The sequence below is a fragment of the Psychrobacillus syltrankelensis genome (assembly GCF_055454035.1).
Map to the genome: position 1 here is coordinate 769,464 of NZ_CM144227.1, position 17,181 is coordinate 786,644.

The 17,181-nt window shown below is 33.0% G+C and carries 20 protein-coding genes; 4 read left to right on the top strand and 16 right to left on the bottom strand.

Going from position 1 to position 17,181, the window contains the following annotated elements; translation table 11 throughout:
• Window positions 1-8: 8 nt before the first annotated feature.
• The 3 genes from ACTSKG_RS03960 to ACTSKG_RS03970 all read right to left on the bottom strand — a co-directional run bounded on the left by ACTSKG_RS03960 (window position 9) and on the right by ACTSKG_RS03970 (window position 3,266).
• Entirely contained in the window at window positions 9-599 is a 591-nt protein-coding gene (locus ACTSKG_RS03960) for a trimeric intracellular cation channel family protein (RefSeq protein ID WP_464756850.1), read from the bottom strand.
• Window positions 600-680: 81 nt separating this feature from the next.
• The gene (locus ACTSKG_RS03965; RefSeq protein ID WP_464756851.1) at window positions 681-1,862 is read right to left on the bottom strand and encodes an amidohydrolase; all 1,182 of its coding nucleotides are present in this window, start codon (window positions 1,860-1,862) and stop codon (window positions 681-683) included.
• Window positions 1,863-1,877: 15 nt separating this feature from the next.
• Complete coding sequence (locus tag ACTSKG_RS03970) at window positions 1,878-3,266, bottom strand: MFS transporter (RefSeq protein ID WP_464757962.1); 1,389 nt, start codon at window positions 3,264-3,266, stop codon at window positions 1,878-1,880.
• 761 nt (window positions 3,267-4,027) lie between these two features.
• On the opposite strand from ACTSKG_RS03970, the gene ACTSKG_RS03975 reads away from it, so the two are divergent.
• Window positions 4,028-4,924 carry an EamA family transporter gene (locus ACTSKG_RS03975; RefSeq protein WP_464756852.1) on the top strand — a complete coding sequence of 299 codons (897 nt, stop codon included), beginning with the start codon at window positions 4,028-4,030 and terminating at the stop codon, window positions 4,922-4,924.
• Window positions 4,925-5,431: 507 nt separating this feature from the next.
• Here the strand turns inward: ACTSKG_RS03975 and ACTSKG_RS03980 are convergent.
• Entirely contained in the window at window positions 5,432-6,331 is a 900-nt protein-coding gene (locus tag ACTSKG_RS03980; protein ID WP_464756854.1) for an aminoglycoside phosphotransferase family protein, read from the bottom strand.
• A gap of 47 nt (window positions 6,332-6,378) precedes the next feature.
• Entirely contained in the window at window positions 6,379-6,933 is a 555-nt protein-coding gene (locus ACTSKG_RS03985) for a GNAT family N-acetyltransferase (RefSeq protein ID WP_464756855.1), read from the bottom strand.
• 87 nt (window positions 6,934-7,020) lie between these two features.
• On the opposite strand from ACTSKG_RS03985, the gene ACTSKG_RS03990 reads away from it, so the two are divergent.
• Complete coding sequence (locus tag ACTSKG_RS03990; RefSeq protein WP_464756856.1) at window positions 7,021-7,215, top strand: hypothetical protein; 195 nt, start codon at window positions 7,021-7,023, stop codon at window positions 7,213-7,215.
• A 155-nt stretch (window positions 7,216-7,370) separates the two neighbouring features.
• On the opposite strand, the gene ACTSKG_RS03995 is transcribed toward ACTSKG_RS03990, so the two are convergent.
• The 5 genes from ACTSKG_RS03995 to ACTSKG_RS04015 all read right to left on the bottom strand — a co-directional run bounded on the left by ACTSKG_RS03995 (window position 7,371) and on the right by ACTSKG_RS04015 (window position 11,024).
• Entirely contained in the window at window positions 7,371-7,910 is a 540-nt protein-coding gene (locus tag ACTSKG_RS03995; RefSeq protein ID WP_464756857.1) for a DJ-1/PfpI family protein, read from the bottom strand.
• Window positions 7,911-7,978: 68 nt separating this feature from the next.
• Complete coding sequence (locus ACTSKG_RS04000) at window positions 7,979-8,620, bottom strand: HD domain-containing protein (protein ID WP_464757963.1); 642 nt, start codon at window positions 8,618-8,620, stop codon at window positions 7,979-7,981.
• Entirely contained in the window at window positions 8,620-9,276 is a 657-nt protein-coding gene (locus ACTSKG_RS04005; RefSeq protein ID WP_464757964.1) for an HAD family hydrolase, read from the bottom strand. Before ACTSKG_RS04005 ends, ACTSKG_RS04000 begins: the two co-directional genes overlap by 1 nt.
• A 307-nt stretch (window positions 9,277-9,583) precedes the next feature.
• The gene (locus tag ACTSKG_RS04010) at window positions 9,584-9,715 is read right to left on the bottom strand and encodes a hypothetical protein (protein ID WP_464756858.1); all 132 of its coding nucleotides are present in this window, start codon (window positions 9,713-9,715) and stop codon (window positions 9,584-9,586) included.
• A gap of 1 nt (window position 9,716) precedes the next feature.
• Window positions 9,717-11,024 carry a helix-turn-helix domain-containing protein gene (locus tag ACTSKG_RS04015; RefSeq protein ID WP_464756859.1) on the bottom strand — a complete coding sequence of 436 codons (1,308 nt, stop codon included), beginning with the start codon at window positions 11,022-11,024 and terminating at the stop codon, window positions 9,717-9,719.
• A 472-nt stretch (window positions 11,025-11,496) separates the two neighbouring features.
• Between ACTSKG_RS04015 and ACTSKG_RS04020 the strand changes: the two genes are divergently transcribed.
• Window positions 11,497-11,661, top strand: coding sequence for a YvrJ family protein (locus ACTSKG_RS04020; RefSeq protein WP_464756860.1), 165 nt, complete (start codon window positions 11,497-11,499; stop codon window positions 11,659-11,661).
• Window positions 11,662-12,128: 467 nt separating this feature from the next.
• Here ACTSKG_RS04020 and fosB read toward each other — a convergent pair whose 3' ends face one another.
• The 6 genes from fosB to ACTSKG_RS04050 all read right to left on the bottom strand — a co-directional run bounded on the left by fosB (window position 12,129) and on the right by ACTSKG_RS04050 (window position 15,952).
• Window positions 12,129-12,548: a metallothiol transferase FosB gene (fosB, locus tag ACTSKG_RS04025; RefSeq protein WP_464756861.1), complete on the bottom strand. Its 420-nt coding sequence runs from the start codon at window positions 12,546-12,548 to the stop codon at window positions 12,129-12,131.
• Between the two features lie 155 nt (window positions 12,549-12,703).
• On the bottom strand, window positions 12,704-13,210 hold the full coding sequence (locus ACTSKG_RS04030) for a hypothetical protein (RefSeq protein ID WP_464756862.1): 507 nt from the start codon (window positions 13,208-13,210) through the stop codon (window positions 12,704-12,706).
• A gap of 73 nt (window positions 13,211-13,283) precedes the next feature.
• Window positions 13,284-13,865, bottom strand: coding sequence for a histidine phosphatase family protein (locus ACTSKG_RS04035; protein ID WP_464757965.1), 582 nt, complete (start codon window positions 13,863-13,865; stop codon window positions 13,284-13,286).
• Between the two features lie 18 nt (window positions 13,866-13,883).
• Complete coding sequence (locus ACTSKG_RS04040; RefSeq protein WP_464757966.1) at window positions 13,884-14,414, bottom strand: GrpB family protein; 531 nt, start codon at window positions 14,412-14,414, stop codon at window positions 13,884-13,886.
• 381 nt (window positions 14,415-14,795) lie between these two features.
• Window positions 14,796-15,434 (bottom strand): alpha/beta hydrolase, encoded by a 639-nt coding sequence (locus ACTSKG_RS04045; RefSeq protein ID WP_464756863.1) that lies wholly within the window; start codon window positions 15,432-15,434, stop codon window positions 14,796-14,798.
• A gap of 5 nt (window positions 15,435-15,439) precedes the next feature.
• Entirely contained in the window at window positions 15,440-15,952 is a 513-nt protein-coding gene (locus ACTSKG_RS04050) for a DUF1572 family protein (RefSeq protein ID WP_464756865.1), read from the bottom strand.
• 129 nt (window positions 15,953-16,081) lie between these two features.
• Here ACTSKG_RS04050 and ACTSKG_RS04055 point away from each other — a divergent pair, with 129 nt between their 5' ends.
• Window positions 16,082-17,014, top strand: coding sequence for an aldo/keto reductase (locus ACTSKG_RS04055; RefSeq protein WP_464756866.1), 933 nt, complete (start codon window positions 16,082-16,084; stop codon window positions 17,012-17,014).
• The last annotated feature ends 167 nt before the right edge of the window (window positions 17,015-17,181 follow it).

The following is a 17,181-nucleotide window of genomic DNA, read 5'->3' on the forward strand; positions in this document are numbered from 1 at the left end:
TACCTCTTTTATTTGCGTGGTAGATTCCAGTGAAAATAGATGGATAATAACCTTAATATAACAATTACGAATAGGAGGGAAAATGTGGCATAGGCGCCATGTATCAAATCTAAACCAATGGCAAGACCTGCTAAAACTGCCCATAAGGCATAAATTTCCGAACGAAAAATCATCGGTTTTCGACCTGAAAATAGATCTCTTATAATCCCACCACCTGCACCTGTCATGGAAGCTGCTATGATTACAACAATTAATGGAGCATCAATAGATACAGCATAATTTGCACCTTGAATGGCGAATGCTGCTAACCCAATGGCATCAAAAAAATCCACCCTATTTTTCCAATTACAAATCCTTTTATTCGGCAATATATAAATCACGGTAATTGTCAAAAATGCTATTTCAAATAAATAACCTTGTAACCAAAACTTTTCAATTGGTATTCCAATTAATAAATTTCGAACAAGACCCCCTCCGAATGCTGTTGTAAACCCTAAAACGTAAATACCTAAAATATCATAATCCTCTTCTACTGCGATAAGCACACCACTTATTGCAAAAGCAATGGTACCAATGATGTTAAGAATGTCCCATGTCAAAATGATTCCTCCTTTCCTCAATGGACCCATTTAATCGCAAATGAGTCGTTCAAAAAGTATATTTTGAACGACTCTACTGATTTATTCCTGCATACTACAAACAACTTGTCCGACGGCTTTAGCAGCCACTAAAAGTGCATCTTCGTCGATATCAAATTTTGGATGATGGTTGAAATATGGCTTTTCAACGCCTTTTGGTGTACACCCGATATAAAAGAAACAAGCAGGGAACTTTTCAGCGTAGTAAGCAAAGTCTTCTGATGGTGCCATTGGTGGGACTTCTTTTACTTCTGTAATTTCTTTCACATTCGCATTTTTTAGTGCTTCTGCAACTTTTTCAGTAAGTTCAGGATTATTGTACAAAGGCGGATAGTCTGGTGTATATGTAAGTTCACAACTTACATCGAACTCTTCTTCAAGACCTTTGACAATACGTTTTACTTCTCGTTCAATTGTTTCTCTCGTTTCAACAGTCATGTAACGAATATCACCTTCAAGCTCTACACTATCTTTTATCACATTAAAGGTACCAGCTCCATCAAACGATCCGATTGTAATTACGCCTATTTCAAATGGACTTAATCGACGGCTTATGATGGTTTGAACTGCGGTTACAAAATGAGCACCTGCAACAATTGCATCGTTTGCTAAATGAGGCGATGAACCATGCCCACCTCGCCCTTGGATTTTCAATTTCATGTAGGCCCTTCCGTTGAATGCATAGCCCTTATTGTAACCAACCATTCCAGCAGGAGCAATTGGCAGTAAGTGAATTCCATACACTTCATCTAAATCATCCAACAGTCCAGATTCTACAATACTTTTTGCTCCGCCTGGTGGAACCTCTTCAGCATGCTGATGAATGATTTTAATAGTTCCGGATAATTCTGATTTCAATTGAATTAAACAATCAGCAAGAACTAACAAGTAAGCTGTATGACCATCATGTCCGCATGCATGCATGACACCCTCATTTTTCGACTTGAAGGGTACGGGTGTTTCTTCTACAATTGGAAGCGCATCAAAATCTGCGCGCAATCCAATTGTTTTTCCAGGTTTTCCTCCTACTATTGTTACAATAATTCCGTAACCATTCCCGACATTTCTTTGTACTTCGACGTCTTTTCCTTTGTAAAAGTCAGCAATATATTGAGCTGTTTTTTCTTCTTTAAATGATAATTCAGGATGTTCATGTAAAAAACGACGGATTTGAATCATTTCATCTTTACGTTCATCCAACATTTCCATTAATTTTTCTCTCATATCTAACAGACTCCCTTATGAAGCTTCATTTTTACCAGCATTATTTGGAACCATGAAAATAATCGATAACAATGCGATGACTGCAAAAATTACATTGGCGATAATACCTCCAGTTGCAGCTGCATTTACTCCGCTTTTGTCTGCAATCATCGCATATACAGTCGCAGAAATCGCAACCCCGAAAGCAGAACCGAGGGAACTTGCCATTTTATAAATACCCGATGCTGCACCAATTTTATCGTCAGGTGCATTAGAAACCGCAGTGTCTGTAGATGGTGTTGCATAGATCCCTAAGCCTAAACCGAACAAAGCGAATCCTATGAATACAACGACTGTGTAAGCAACATCAGGTAGGAATGTTAAGCCCATCACCCCAACACCGATAAGGGTTAAAATAGTTCCCCAAAGCATTGGTTTTTTTGCACCAATTTTTTGAAGAATCTTTTCCCCAACTCGAATCATTGCAAGTACAGCAATTAGGTAACCGATAGAAAGCATACCCGATTGAAAAGATGTGAAACCTCTTCCTTGTTGTACATACGTATTCGCAACAACAAGCGTTCCGGCAACAGCATTGAGCAAGAAGTTTGAAACTGTTGCACCAGTGTATGGCGCGTTTTTAAATAATCTAAAATCGATTAGCGCATTCGATTTACCATTTTCAACTTTTATAAAGACAATCGCACCAATAACTGTGACAACTAACAGTACGATAGTAATCCAGTTTGTCCAACCAATATCGGCACCTTGTGTGATGAAAATATTCAATGCTAACATAGTTATAATGAAAACAATTAGACCGCCAATATCAAATTTCGAATTACCAGTTTGCTTCGCCTTACTTTCAGGTGTGTCTTTTATTAACCACAATGCAAGAATTGCAAAGATAATGGAGAAGATGAAAATCCACTTCCATCCCATATAGGTTGCAATAGCTCCGCCAAATAACGAACATAGACCAGAACCACCCCAAGAACCGATTGACCAGTAACTAAGTGCTCTTTGACGTTCAGCCCCTTCAAAATATTCTTTCACCAAGGCAATCGTTGCAGGCATAATACAAGCGGCCGATAAACCTTGAAAGATTCGACCAATAATGAGTAATGTTGACCCATTTGCTAAAACTAAACAAAGTGAACCAATGATACTTAACATTAGTCCGATATTTGTCATTTTCTTCCTTCCAATTTTATCAGCAAGACCACCTGCAGCTACTATAAAAATACCCGAGAAAAGTGCCGTTAAACTAATTGCAACGTTTAATGTGCTGGAAGAAACCCCTAAATCCTTTTGAACTGCGGGAACTACGTTGACCATTGCTTGAGCAAAAAGCCAAAATGTTAATACCCCAAATACAATCCCTGTAATCAATTTATTTGAACCTTTGAAGGATTTCCCCATAATTTTCACTCCTTGCATTTCTTAAAACTTATCATTTGTAAGAACTACTAACTCTATACATTACTTAAATACTCTTGAGTCAAATCTATTGAATCTGGAGTTACGTATATTTTAAACAAGAAAACTCCTGGCATGCCTTGCCATTTAAGCTCACTTCATTCGTTTCAAAGAACAACATTCCCGACATAACTTAATCACTGATACAAAATAGCCGGTTAATTTTTATCAAGAGAAATCATGTAAACATAAAAAAGCCATCGGTATCTTCTTAATTAAGTGTGACCAGTACCCTAGGTACACAAACGTTTTGAGCAATCTCCTCAAAATTAATAGGTTCTTGTAAATACTTCCCTTATGATGAGCAAACGATATATTCAACACATTATATCGAAATACCTTCCAATTGAAAAAGGTATGTAAAACAACAATGTTCACATACCTTTCTACATATTCTATTTAGAAAAAACCTCACTTACTTACAGTACTGATCTACGTGACTAAATAAAATGAGATAAGATCTTCATGTTTTTTCTTTCAATAATCTATTTTATCTATTCCTGACTTACTTTTCGATTTTATTTCAGCATGAAGAGTTGTTTGAAGACACACTCATCTGAGCGTGGGAAAAGAAAAAATATAGAATCTATCTCAATAATCGTTAATTCTTCTACATCATTTGGATAGAGGTGGCCGGATGTGGTCAATCTTCTGCTTATTCATGATATAATAGTATGGTTAGTTTTGTGCACCAAGGAGGTCTCATATTGAAATTAAATAAAGGTGTTTTATTTATATTATTAGGTGCTTCATTTTTTGGTTTTACACCAATATTTGCTAAATTGGGGTTTAGCTACGGTTACTCCCTTGGCCAAATCAATATAGTTCAAATGGTAATTTCCTTTTTTTTATTATGGTGTTTTACTCTAATTAAACGCTCCAATTTCAAAGGACTTAATAAGAAAAATGTTCTTCAAATTATGATTACCGGCTGTTTTATCGGTTTAACAAGTATCTTTTATTATGGTTCGATGCAATATCTGCCCGCTTCACTTGCTATCATTTTAATGTTCCAATTTGTATGGATAGGGATTTTTTTAGAATGGATTTTCAGTAAAATAAAACCTTCTCCTGTAACAATATTGTCCATCATTTTAATTTTAGTAGGGGTCTTTTTTGCTTCGAATATTTTAAATGGAGACATACAGGGCCTTCCTATTAAAGGTTTCCTTTTTGGAATTTTATCCGCATTCACTTATGCTGGATTTATTTTTTTCAGTGGAAAGGTCGCTGTAAATGTGGATCCATGGACTCGGAGTTCTTTGATGGTAACAGGATCAACCATTTTAGTGTTTGTCCTATTCATGCGCGACGTCCCAACTGTATTGCCATTGGAGGAAAACCTGTTAACTACTGCCGTAGGAGTTTCGTTATTTGGAGCAGTCCTTCCACCACTATTTTTCGCAGTGGGCGCACCTTTGGTTTCAGGTGGAATTGCGAATATATTAACAACCATTGAATTGCCTATCGCAATCCTATCAGCTAGCATTATTTTGTCAGAAACGGTAACGCCGCTTCAGTGGCTAGGCACGGCTATTATTCTAGTTGCTATTGCATTTAATGAACTCGGTACTAACCTTTTCCGAATTAGAAAGCATTATTAACACTCAAAAAGAGCTTTTAAATAATTCAATGGTGAAACCAATGGCATTTACGAACTTACCTAATAACCTTTAGTAGATTTATATAAAGGAGTTAGCGAGAATAAAAATAGAAAAAGAAATGTCTCAACTACACAAGACTTTCGGAATACTTTTTTCTTAGCTTAAGACTGTAATCAACCTCGATGAAATTCGTCCTTGATTACAGTCTTTTTTGTTTTAACTTGAAATAAGAAGATAATAAGGAGATGCCCATCTTCGACATTACATAGATTTAACCTAATCTCCATATAAATTAAGTGAAACAAGGAGTCAAAAGGAAAATTGTGATTTCGTAAAGTTGAATTTTTTTGGACGATCGCTTGGTAATCATTCGTCCGTAGTTCTCCACAGACACAAATAAGAAGTGCAAAATCTCTGAGAATTAAGTCTCAAATATTTCAATCAGAATTATGCTACTGATCTTGAAAATCTGCATGCAAGTAAATAAGCAGACCTCCAGGTTTTTTTCTATTTGTACCAACTAGGTTTAAATTTACTGAAGTAATCATGATCTTCTAAAAACAAATACACTTTATCTAACATGTTATTCATGTCATCCGGAATAGTTTTTAATGTCCAAACTACTGTTGAAAATACGCACATAGCCAGATAAAGTGAATACATCTTCCAAAAATGTTCATTTGGATCTGTATTATTAAAATACCCTTTGATTTGCCCTTTAGAAAAAGGGACACTTACCTCTCTGCTAAAAATACCAATTTTAAGAAATTCATGAATTGGATCGCCCCAATCGTATCTGTTGAAGTCAATTACTCCCGAGAATTCTTTATTATTAACAATAATATTTCCAACATGGAAATCATCATGTTGGAATAAGTTTGGTCTTTGTTTCATTAAGTGAATGTTATTATCAATAAAATTCATTATATCTTGATCATTTTTTACTTTAACGCCACATTCTAAATAAGCATCTATGTATTTCTTATGTTTTTCCGCTTTTCTTGAATACCACGAGGAGACATTACTTGGGGCTGCAAATTGATGCATTTTTCTTAATTCTTTTCCAGCCTTCATGCCAATATTAAATTGTTCTTGATCTGAGTAATTTTGGATTTCTTCTTCAGCATCTTTACCTTCTATATAGGTAGTAATCATATACCCTTGATTTCCGATCTCACCAATAGAAATCGGTCTTGAGCAGATAACATTGTAGTCCTGCATTCTTGTCAAAATAGAATACTCTTTCTTTTTAGATTCAAGCTCTGCTAGGTCAAACAATCGAAGAAGTAACTTATGATTATCAAAATGTATTAGATACTTTTCATCTGATGAAAACCCTTTTTTAATTTGGACTATATCTCTACAATCCCCAATAATAGGAATCTGCTTTGCTAACGTTTCTATCATTCTCTCACCTCTCTATTTCGAGTGTTAAAGTATATTTGAATATTATTTTAGTTATTGTTTTGATAATAAATAAGAAAATCCGTCCATTCATCGTTTTCTAGAGAGAATTGTTCTCTCTTACATTCAAAAGTAAATCCAGCTCGCTCAGCTAATCTTTTAGAGGGTACATTATCCGTATTAATATGCAATTCAATACGATGAAAATTTAATTCTGTGAAGGATAGTTTAGTTGCTACTTTTACACTCTCAACACCATACCCATTTTTCCAAAACTGGTTATGTATCGAATACCCCATCATCGCCCATTGATAATCCATTCTTAGAATCGTGATTAATTCTACTTTCCCAACATTTACTTCATCTTCTTTTCGAAATACCCCTAATATGTACATTTCATCTTTTTCAGCAGCTTGTTGAAACCCATCAATCCATTGGATGAACCATTCTTCAGTAGAATAAGACATATCTGAATATCCATCATCGTATTTGTATTGCGAAGGTAGACGTTCATTAAACCCTTTATACCAATTTACATAATCATCATTTTGAAAGGGTCTTAGAATTAGTCGATCTGTTTCGGCAAATAATTGCTTTTCAATCAATATGTTAACCTCCTGTTATATTTTATGAAAGAGAATCTGAAGTGGTTTCAATTGGTTACAGCCATTTTCGTTATTCGGGGACTTCTCATGAACTATCTTATGGTCTGGCTAATTATAAATCACGGTGCGGATGCGTTTATGCATTTAATTATCGTTAGAAGAATAATGAGTTATGAATTTTCCAGTCTGATATTTTTAGCATTTCTGTTTGCTGGAAATAAGGCAATTCAATTAATGAACAAATACGACATACAATGGTCAAAACCTGTTGAATACAAATGAGATTAGGAAAGTAAAAATGCACCTGAGTAAAATTTTGTTATTGGTAATGTAAAAACCACCAAAAACACCATTTTGTGAGGTGCATTTTTATAGATTTGCAGTTAGAAGTGCTACATTACTATTTTTTAAAAATCCTATGTACGATTCCAATTACATTATTCCTGATACCATCTTTCATCAAATTCAAGATTTAACGCTTTGCCTAAATATTTTCCAAATCTAACAAACCCTCGTCCTCTTGCTGTAATAATGTTTTCATCTTGCACTACCATGTCCTTTGAATAATTTTCTAATTCAAAGACACCAGACTTCTTTATATTCTCTTCGGTCATTCCTACAGTATATTTTTTCCCTCTTAAAACGCCAGCTTTTGCTAAAAGGTATGGGGAGCTAGATATACTTGCAATTACCGTTTCTTTAGTAGCTACTTGTTTAATGAAATCAAATAATCTTTCTTCTTCATTTAAAGTCAAAATATCCATACAACCTGGTAATAAGAGGCTATCTACTTCTTCAAAGTTAATTTCACTAATAGTTGCATCAGCTACACAAGATAACCCTGACTCTCCTTTTATCGATTGGTTGCTTAAACCAACCGTAATGATTGGTTTTTTTCCTTGCATTAATATGGATAACGCTACTGTTAATTCATATTCGCTAAATTGGGGATATAACAAGACCGCTGTTTTTTTCACTTAAATTCTCTCCTTACAAATAGCTCTGTCACTATAAGTTTTAAATAGTTCTTAAATTTACAGCTTCACTAACACTCCATCTTTGCATAAATAGTTTTTTCAATACCTGGAAGTAGAGCATAAACACTTTCTCCAATTAATAATTCTATCTCTTCTTTTATTTCATAAAAACTTTTCCAGCGAATTGCGGTATTTGTGTCCGTGCCATGCCTTAAACCAACGGAAATGAATCTTTTTTCAAGAGTGGTAAATCCATTTTCATCCGCTAATGCATCACATAACGTAATTACCTTATTGTACAAGTCATAATTATTATTCACCTTTAAAACTTCCACTAATTTTTCCTTCATATGAGGTGGAACAATTGTCCAATCCGCAGCGGTTTCAATATCTTTATTTTCATTAGGAAAGGAGTGTGTAACACATACTATAGCATTTCCTTGATAACCAAGTTCGTCCATGAAATTATAACCATCATAGGAATGGATAACTGATTTTGTAAATCCTTTGTATCTACCAATATCATGAAGTAGCCCAGCATTATATGCAATATCACAATCAAGATGAAGACCCTTTTTTGTCAGTTCAATTACAATATTTTCAGCAGCTTGTGCTACATTAAGTGAGTGTTTATACCACGGGCCCGGATTAAGTTGGTTAGCAAGTTCGAGCAATTCTCTAGCATGTGATCGATCTTTAATATATTTAATCATCTATTTTGAAGTATACTTTCTTGTAAAAATTGTTTAAAATCATTAATTTCTTTAAATGTTTGGTTAGGCTGTGTGTTAAAATCAGCAGTCTGATAATCTTCCAACCATTGTACGCCAATTGTAACAACGCCTGCTTGCAATCCTGCTACTATATCTGCCTCGCTATCACCTATGAATATCGCATCTTCTTTTTGAACATTTAAAAGAGTTAATGCCTTAATAACTCCCTCTGGATGAGGTTTCGGATCTATCACATCATCACCTGTTACTAATACTTCAAATAGGTCTTCCATTCGAAGTGCTCTTAACGAAATATCTAAACTTCTTTTTGCCTTCCCTGTAACAATAGCAAGCTTTAATCCCAATTCTTTAATATATTTTAATAAATCATCAATTTCATGGTTTTGGTTGACTAGTTGCTCATGGTTTTCTAAATACTTTTCATAATACATTTCAATTGCTTGTTCTTTGTTCAACTGAATAAGATTTTCTCTAATAATCCCTGTCTCTGAGGGACCAAACATTGCTTTAATATCTTCATTAGAAAGATCTCTGTTGTCAAACTCTTTAAATACACTTTGAAAAGAGTAATAGCAAATAGGCAAAGTATTAGCAAGAGTTCCATCAAAATCAAAAATAATTGCTTTCATAATTACACTTCCTTTTCATTTATTGTGATATTCTCTTTTTACCTTCTATGTAAGATTTTATCATATACTCTTGAATTCCTACATCACATTTGAAATCTATCGTGTGCAATTTTCAATAAATCAACAATAAATCATTTAGTTTTCGTAAAGAACTCTGTTATTTCATTGGACAATTCCCTAAATTGAAATCAAATAGATAACAACCAAAAAGCTAGGTGGAGTCGCGTTGAAGTGAGCTTCCAAGGACTGACTCCTCTACCTAGCTATTTAGAATTAGGTTTTAGTATACACAGTTATTAACTAATAATTTTTAAATAAATGAATTTGTAATAGCTGTTGGTCTAGGAAGCTCCTCTTCGGCAATGTTAATTGTGTTAACAATAAAGCTTAAGCTTAACATCGCAACAATTGAAAGCGTTAATAACACTAATCTCTTTTTCATTTCACAAATCCTCCCATTGATTAATATATTTTTGTTTAAATAGAATTTGATTTGATTTTTGATAATATAAGCATGATGCTTTAAGTTTATGTTCTTTAAAGTAGTGGTTTGCCAATAAAATAGAATACTTTAGTACATGTCTATCATCTTGAATTTCCTCGAAATGATTTATTGCACTTTTCAATACATTTTCAAGTTTTTCATCAAAACTATGCAGTGCTTGATATATCTCGAAGTGAAAAAAATAGGAAGTACGTTCATAGTTACGTTGACTTCTAACCCCTTCTACTTTTTCTAATCCCTCTTTACACCAACTAAGTACATGTAAATGATTACGTTGTTTGGAATACTCTTTGACAATAGATAATATTGTCAGTAAGTATCCTTCTGAGTTACTGTTCTCTACTTTAATTACTAGACTATTCTTATAGAGATCAATCGCTTTTTCGTGTCTTCCCTGAATCGCATATAAAGATCCTAGATTTTGATAAATCACCCCCTCATAGGAGAACAATTTAAAGTCAATCGCCAATTTATTTGCTAGATGATAGTTCTTCTCTGCTTCATCATATTTTCTTAAGTTTTTATGAGCCGCCCCTATAACTATATAATTATCAATCGCTCGTTCGAATAAGAGATTGTCTTTATAAAACTTCAATGATTTTGAAGCATAATCAATAGCATTACAATATTCATTGCACTTGAAATACGTATGGCTTAGTACATTGTAAAAATCAGCTAATTCCCAATCATCGAAAATTAAGTTATTAACGAGTTTTAATGAAACTTCCAATTTACATAATGCTTTGTGATTTTCATCTTTCAAAGAATGATAAAGACCAAGATTTAAGTTAGCTACAAATCGTTGCTTATTCACAAACTTATCTTCTAATTTCACTATAATTGAATAAGTAGATGAAAGGTTAGTTTCCTCCTCATTAAGTATTAACAGCAATCGAAACATATAAAGATGGTAGCTATAATAATTATTTTGCTGCAAGAAGTGAATTTTTCGATTGGTGATTTTATGCAAGGATTCTCGTATTAAATTCTTATCCCTCTCCAAAATGCCAGTTTTATACAATTTAAATAATGATGCAACAACCTTATTTTCTTCTTCACTGGATACTTGGTCTATCACTATATTCAGTCTTTTAAGTAGTAAAGTTATTACTTCTTCACTTGGAACTGTTGTATTATTTTCGATTTTGCTTAAATAGGATGGAGAGCAGATTCCCATGGCCAATGTGATTTGTTTCATACTTTGGTTTAATCTTTCAGATTTTATGATATGACCTATACTACTCATTTTCTTCACCCTTTATGAATTAGTAATATACTATTTCTTGAAAAAAACAAAAAATCCTTTTTCAATCGTTCGACCATATCCGACTGCATTTTTGTCGAAAACTAAGAAACCTACCAGAAGGCTGTAGAATAAAATATAATTTTTATCCAAATTTCATTATAAAAAAGTAAAATTTCATTCTAATAAGAAATTTGTGGAAGTTAAATATAAATAACCTTATAAACCCAAAACATATTTCCCAACTTTTAAATATTCTAAAAATACAAGAAGTTTAGTATTATATAATAAATATTTATTATTCTTTTCAACGACAATTACCATTACTACAAGTGATGTGAAATATGAATAATTCTTTTTTAAAGGACAAGTAGAAACAATTTGGCATAAATAAATATTTGTAAATTAAAGGGATTACTCAACAGGTATATAAAAAACTGAAGAATATTAATAAATGGAGAAAGGGGGGATACTCATGATTGGCGAGGGAAACATTATACAATTAATTGGCAACTTCGGATTTCCCATTGTAGTCACTATTTATTTATTACATCGATTTGAAAATAAAATAGAGTCTCTTGAAAATATCATTCAAAATATAGCTACCGTAGTTAACAAGAGTATAGAAAAAAGAAAGTGATGTAGCAATTTGAAATAAACATATATCCTGTTGATTAGATAAACTGCACTAAAAACTTATACTTTCTAAAAGGAAGAAGATAATACACTGAAGCATGCTTTCTATAAAGAAAATCTACCAGTAGTAAAAAGTAATCCATCCAGAGTAATAACTCAAAAATGGATTACTTTTTTCAAGTAAATGAGATAAGTATCATAATGAATTAGGTAATTTTTAGTTTTGAAATATAGATAAACCCTTCGTATAGATGACATTTAATAACTGAAGAGCTTCAAAGTGAGTTATTTCGCCGATTTATTCCAGCCTGACATATTGCAATAGACCGAGCTGCTTTTGATTGTCCTAACATTTCTTTAAATATTCCTTTTTTTCGCATACACGTTATCTTATAATCCTTTTATGATTTCAAAATGAGATTCTTACCATAATTGTCCTCGTATAATGCCACTCCTATTTTGAATCTTTAGCTAATCGTAAAATTCCATATGCGCTTTTTTTTGTTTGTAATAATCCATTCTTTCTTGTAGAGTTCCGGTATGAAATTCAAATTTATGTCCATCTAAATCAGTAAAGTAAATTGATTTTTTATCTCTTGCATCTCTTTGGCGGCCAGCAAGTATATTTACATTTAAATCCTGTAGTTTTTTATATGTATTATCAAAGTCTGCTTCTGAAATTGAAAAAGCTATATGTGTGTAGGATTCAATTATTTTATTACGAGGTATATCTTCTTCATTCAAAGCAAGCCACATACCATTTAAATCAAAATAAGCTGTACTTCTTCCTTTCACTAATAAACTAGCTTCAAAAACATCTTGATAGAACTTAATTGATTTCTCTAGGTTAGAGACAGAAAATAAAAAATGATTTAAGCCTTTTATAGCCATTCCATAAAACCCCTCACTTATTTAAAAAAATTGACTATATTTATCCACTATCTCCTATATATTAATAAAGCTCATTTAAGCAATACTGTTGTAATTCATTTACAAAGAGAATCTATTGTATTATTTATTTTGGATTATCGAATGAAACATTTACTTTAATGAATACTTTTTAAAATTTTTAAAAGAGTGTCCTTTTCTCCTTTTATCCAAATATCATATGCCTGCTTATTGTTAGCAGGTATTACTGCATGTATTTCAATCCATGTTTCATTATTATTAGCCGCTGCAGGATTACTTCGTTTAAGAGTAAAGACTTTACCTTTACCAATATCTGTTTCTACATCTTCCGTATTCAATATTTCGCTATGGTTTGGCAAAGTAGAATTGTAATCACCATAATACCCAACCAGAGATATTCCACCTACTGTCTGTTTATTTTCGTCATCAAAAAACAATTCATTCTCGTTTCCTCTTTTTGACCATTTCGAAGGAAAAGTAAAATCAAGTTTACTAAGATTTATGTTTTTGTCATTTTCTCCTGCTACTTTAACTTCTTTCGTATTTGAGATTTCTACATTTTTTTCATTTCCATTACAACCTATTAATCCAAAAGAAATTATTACTGTGATCATAGAAGTCAGTAATTTTTTAAAGTAATTCATTAATCTAGCATCCTTTCGATAAATTATTCGTTGTCTACTACTGTGATTTCAAATTCCCTATTACTTTCAAAGCTTAGATAGGATAACCAGCGCATAGGGATATATCATCATCTATTCTCTTAACATCAATTAAATGCATATCACGAAAAGTAAGCCTATATATATCGGGCATTGCAAGCTGCTCCCAGAAGTGAACATCATATTGTGGATCAAAATAGTTCATGATTAATACCATTATATTGCCATGCGTTCCGATAGCGATGTTTTGGCCTTTGTATTTATCAAGAACTTGTATCGTTGCAGCAACGCCTCTTTCCTGAGCAATATTATTTGATTCACCACCATCTAAAGAAATATCAAAATTAGACCACACTTTTTTGATCGCCTCATTAAAATCTGCTACTGGCCGGTCAGACAATATCCGTTCCTTAAACCCATCAATAATTTCGATATCTTTACCTAATTCATTAGCAATCCCTTCAACTGTTTGCACAGCTCTTTTAAATGGACTAGAAATAACATGATTTATATTCTCCATCTTCAGAAGTCTAGTCATTCTCCTTGCATCTGCCATTCCACTTTCAGACAAAGGTCTTCCTAGCTCGTCTGGTGTATAGGTAGAATGTGCATGTCTAACAAAATATAAATTTGTAATCAAAAATAATTCTACCTCCTAAATAGTTCTTTTCGTAAATATACTTCTCACAAATGGCTCCTTTAAATCGGTATATTCCGTTATTTCAATATTTCCGCGGGCAGCATAGCTTATTTTCAACCTTTTATATTCTTCTCTAGCTTTTTCATTTGCATTTAAATAATCTCTGAAAAAAACAAGATTTCTCCAAAGTTCTTTTTCATAATCAACTACATGAATGAAATGTGTTTTCACTACAAACGTATCATCCGTAAATTTCGCGAATACGATTTCACCTGGTCTCTCCACTTTAAGCCTTAAAAATCCGACCTTATGTAAAGCTTCCGTGAAGGATATATCTACCTTTTCTATATCGTTCACACCGACTAAGATGTCTATTATCGGCTTTGCTACCATGTCTTTGATTGCGGTACTTCCGATATGTTCAATACAATTTGCTCTTATATCCATTTGTTTTAGTAATGCTTCTTTAACTCTAGTAAATTCTGTCTTCCATTCATTTGTATAAGGCATTAGTTTCACTTCGTCTTTATTTAATCCAAGCTTCAGAGTGAATTACCCCCTTGTATTTCATTCACTGTTTATATGTTCTAAAGTAGTCCTGTTAATTGTTTAGTAATGCTTTTGATAAGTAATCCATGTAGGACAAGGATCGAATGGTAAAACACCGAGAGATTACATTGCAAATGGACTAGTCGTATCAAATTCGCCATGTAAGAATTCAACATTATGCTCTTTTAAATAATAAAACTAGTTTCTCACTTTTTAATATTCGTTGTAAATATTGTTCTTCCTTACATAGTTTAATTAAATGATTCACTTGATTTTCATCTTTCTCATTGTATTAACGTATATTTAAATGCATATCGTTCAAAAAATCACCCCTCAAGATGAGTATTATTCGTCATGAAGGGTGAAATATCCTTTTATTTAAATATCTTGTCGTAAAAATTTTAATAAGTCTTTTTGATTTTCTGGTGCTACACCATGTGCAACTGGATAACTTTTAAATGTTACGTTTGCACCTAGTTCGATGAAATAATCTCGACTTGCTATTCCCCATTCAAATGGCAGCATATTATCTAATTCACCATGTGAAATAAATGCATTTAATTGATCAACAGGCTGTATCGAATATTCTTCTTTCACTATTGCTGGAATATATCCACTAAGTGCCACTATTCCTTTTATTCGGTTACCCATTACCAGTGCTAGTGATTGAGCAAGTATAGCCCCCTGGCTAAAACCAAGAAGATAAAGCTGATCGCGATCAATCGTATATTCTTCTACAGTTTCTTCGATAAAAGTTTGGAGATCTTTTAATACTTGATCAAAAATTGCAAGATGGGGTTTTCCTATTCCTTCAATTGTGAAAAAAGCATAACCTGGTGGCTGTGAAATCGGTCCTCTAATACTAAAAATATGGCATTTCTCATGTAAGCTAGATACGAGTCCTACTAAATCATGTTCATTGCTACCCATTCCATGCATTAAAAATAATGCTGGATATGTTCTATTTACATTACTACTATCTGGCGCACTATGAATATAAGTAAATTTTGAAACCATATTATTTATCCCTTCTTTTTGGGTATAGACAAAGTTGTCCACTTGTCTTCAGGAGTTACTTGTTTCGCAATATAAATAATCTGTCCAACATGGCTTGATATATGTGCTATGCATCTTATAACTGCTTCCATGACAGTATGAGGTTGATTTCTAATATAAATTGTTTGTAGTAAATGCTTCTCTTCTATAGTGTCGATTGCATTCAAAAACACATTGCAACCATTCTCCCACATTTTCAATAATTCTTCACGTGACTCTATTGTACTTTCAAACTCCCCATCACGATTTCTATCAGGTTTTTCCCCATCTGTCGTTAAAAAATCAGTCCAGCGAGAAATTAGGTTTCCACTCATATGCTTGACGATAACATCGATACTATTTGATTGTGCATTTGGTGACCAAAATAATGCTTTCTCATCCATTTGCATAATCGCTTTCTCCGTATCGCTTTTCATTTCTTCAAATTTCTTTCGAATAACTCGAACAAAATCAGCATGCAGTTTTGTTATTTCTGACAATCTAATCATCTCCCTTTATTATCATTCCATTTAATAATATCATTAAAAGCAGTTTCCTTTGAGGTTGTTTACAATATTGCTATTATGATAGTGTAACTATTCGGAAAAAGGGAGATGTTTAAACTAGCTATGAGTAATAAAGTAGAAATTGGTAAAACTGGACTATTTGTAAATCCCATAGGACTTGGTACCAATGCCGTTGGTGGGCATAATCTTTTCCCCAACCTCAATGATGAGACTGGAAAAGAAATAGTATGTACTGCTATAAATAACGGAATTGACTTTTTGGATACAGCCTTTATTTACGGTCCAGGAAGATCAGAAGAGTTAATTGGAGAAGTATTGAAAGAAACTAGGAAACGTCAAGATATTGTTGTGGCTACCAAAGGGGCACATAAATTTTTGGATGGAAAAGTGGTAGTGGATAATAACCCAAATTTCCTAAGAGAAACAGTTGAAAATAGCTTGAGACGTCTTCAAACCGATTATATCGATTTATTTTACATTCATTTTCCAGATGAAAACACTCCAAAGGAAGAAGCCATTGGGTCGCTTTCTCGTTTGAAAGAAGAAGGAAAAATACGTGCTATTGGTGTATCAAACTTTACACTAGATCAATTAAAAGAAGGTAATAAAGATAGACATATTGACGTCCTTCAATCCGGTTATAACTTGTTAAAACGAGAGGTGGAGAATGATTTAATACCCTACGCAAAAGAGCACAATATTTCCTTTATACCTTATTTCCCACTAGCCTCGGGTTTACTTACTGGAAAATTTGATAAAAATAGTACTTTTGAAGATGGCCGTTCAAAAAATCCTTTATTCCAAGGAGAAGAATTTGTTCGCAATCTAGAAAAAATAGAACAACTTCGACTAATAGCAAATGATAAAAACGCAGCAGTTTCAAATTTAGTTCTTGCTTGGTATTTAACGCAGGATACAATCGATGTGATTATACCTGGAACGAAAAAATCGGAGCAAGTATTGGATAATATAAAGACCTTAGAAGTGCAGCTTAGCCTACAAGAAATAAAACAAATTGACCAAATCTTCCAATAATCTTCGAGAAGTTGTCTTTAAGCCATTCAATTGGCTAAAAGACAACTTTTCTATCACTTCCTATGAATGATATATCTCGTTTAATATTGTATTTCCTACTAATAAAAAGTTCATCCTTCTTATATCAAATGGCAGATCGAGACCAATTTGTACTTAAGCGAGACTAA

What these genes read in the sequence shown, in the direction of transcription:
- ACTSKG_RS03965 (WP_464756851.1), bottom strand. Translation starts at nt 1,862, where the DNA reads ATGAGAGAAAAATTAATGGAAATGTTGGATGAACGTAAAGATGAAATG.
- ACTSKG_RS03980 (WP_464756854.1), bottom strand. Translation starts at nt 6,331, where the DNA reads ATGATAGAAACGTTAGCAAAGCAGATTCCTATTATTGGGGATTGTAGA.
- ACTSKG_RS03990 (WP_464756856.1), top strand. Translation starts at nt 7,021, where the DNA reads ATGAACTATCTTATGGTCTGGCTAATTATAAATCACGGTGCGGATGCG.
- ACTSKG_RS04010 (WP_464756858.1), bottom strand. Translation starts at nt 9,715, where the DNA reads ATGAAAAAGAGATTAGTGTTATTAACGCTTTCAATTGTTGCGATGTTA.
- ACTSKG_RS04015 (WP_464756859.1), bottom strand. Translation starts at nt 11,024, where the DNA reads ATGAGTAGTATAGGTCATATCATAAAATCTGAAAGATTAAACCAAAGT.
- ACTSKG_RS04020 (WP_464756860.1), top strand. Translation starts at nt 11,497, where the DNA reads ATGATTGGCGAGGGAAACATTATACAATTAATTGGCAACTTCGGATTT.
- fosB (WP_464756861.1), bottom strand. Translation starts at nt 12,548, where the DNA reads ATGGCTATAAAAGGCTTAAATCATTTTTTATTTTCTGTCTCTAACCTA.
- ACTSKG_RS04030 (WP_464756862.1), bottom strand. Translation starts at nt 13,210, where the DNA reads ATGAATTACTTTAAAAAATTACTGACTTCTATGATCACAGTAATAATT.
- ACTSKG_RS04045 (WP_464756863.1), bottom strand. Translation starts at nt 15,434, where the DNA reads ATGGTTTCAAAATTTACTTATATTCATAGTGCGCCAGATAGTAGTAAT.
- ACTSKG_RS04055 (WP_464756866.1), top strand. Translation starts at nt 16,082, where the DNA reads ATGAGTAATAAAGTAGAAATTGGTAAAACTGGACTATTTGTAAATCCC.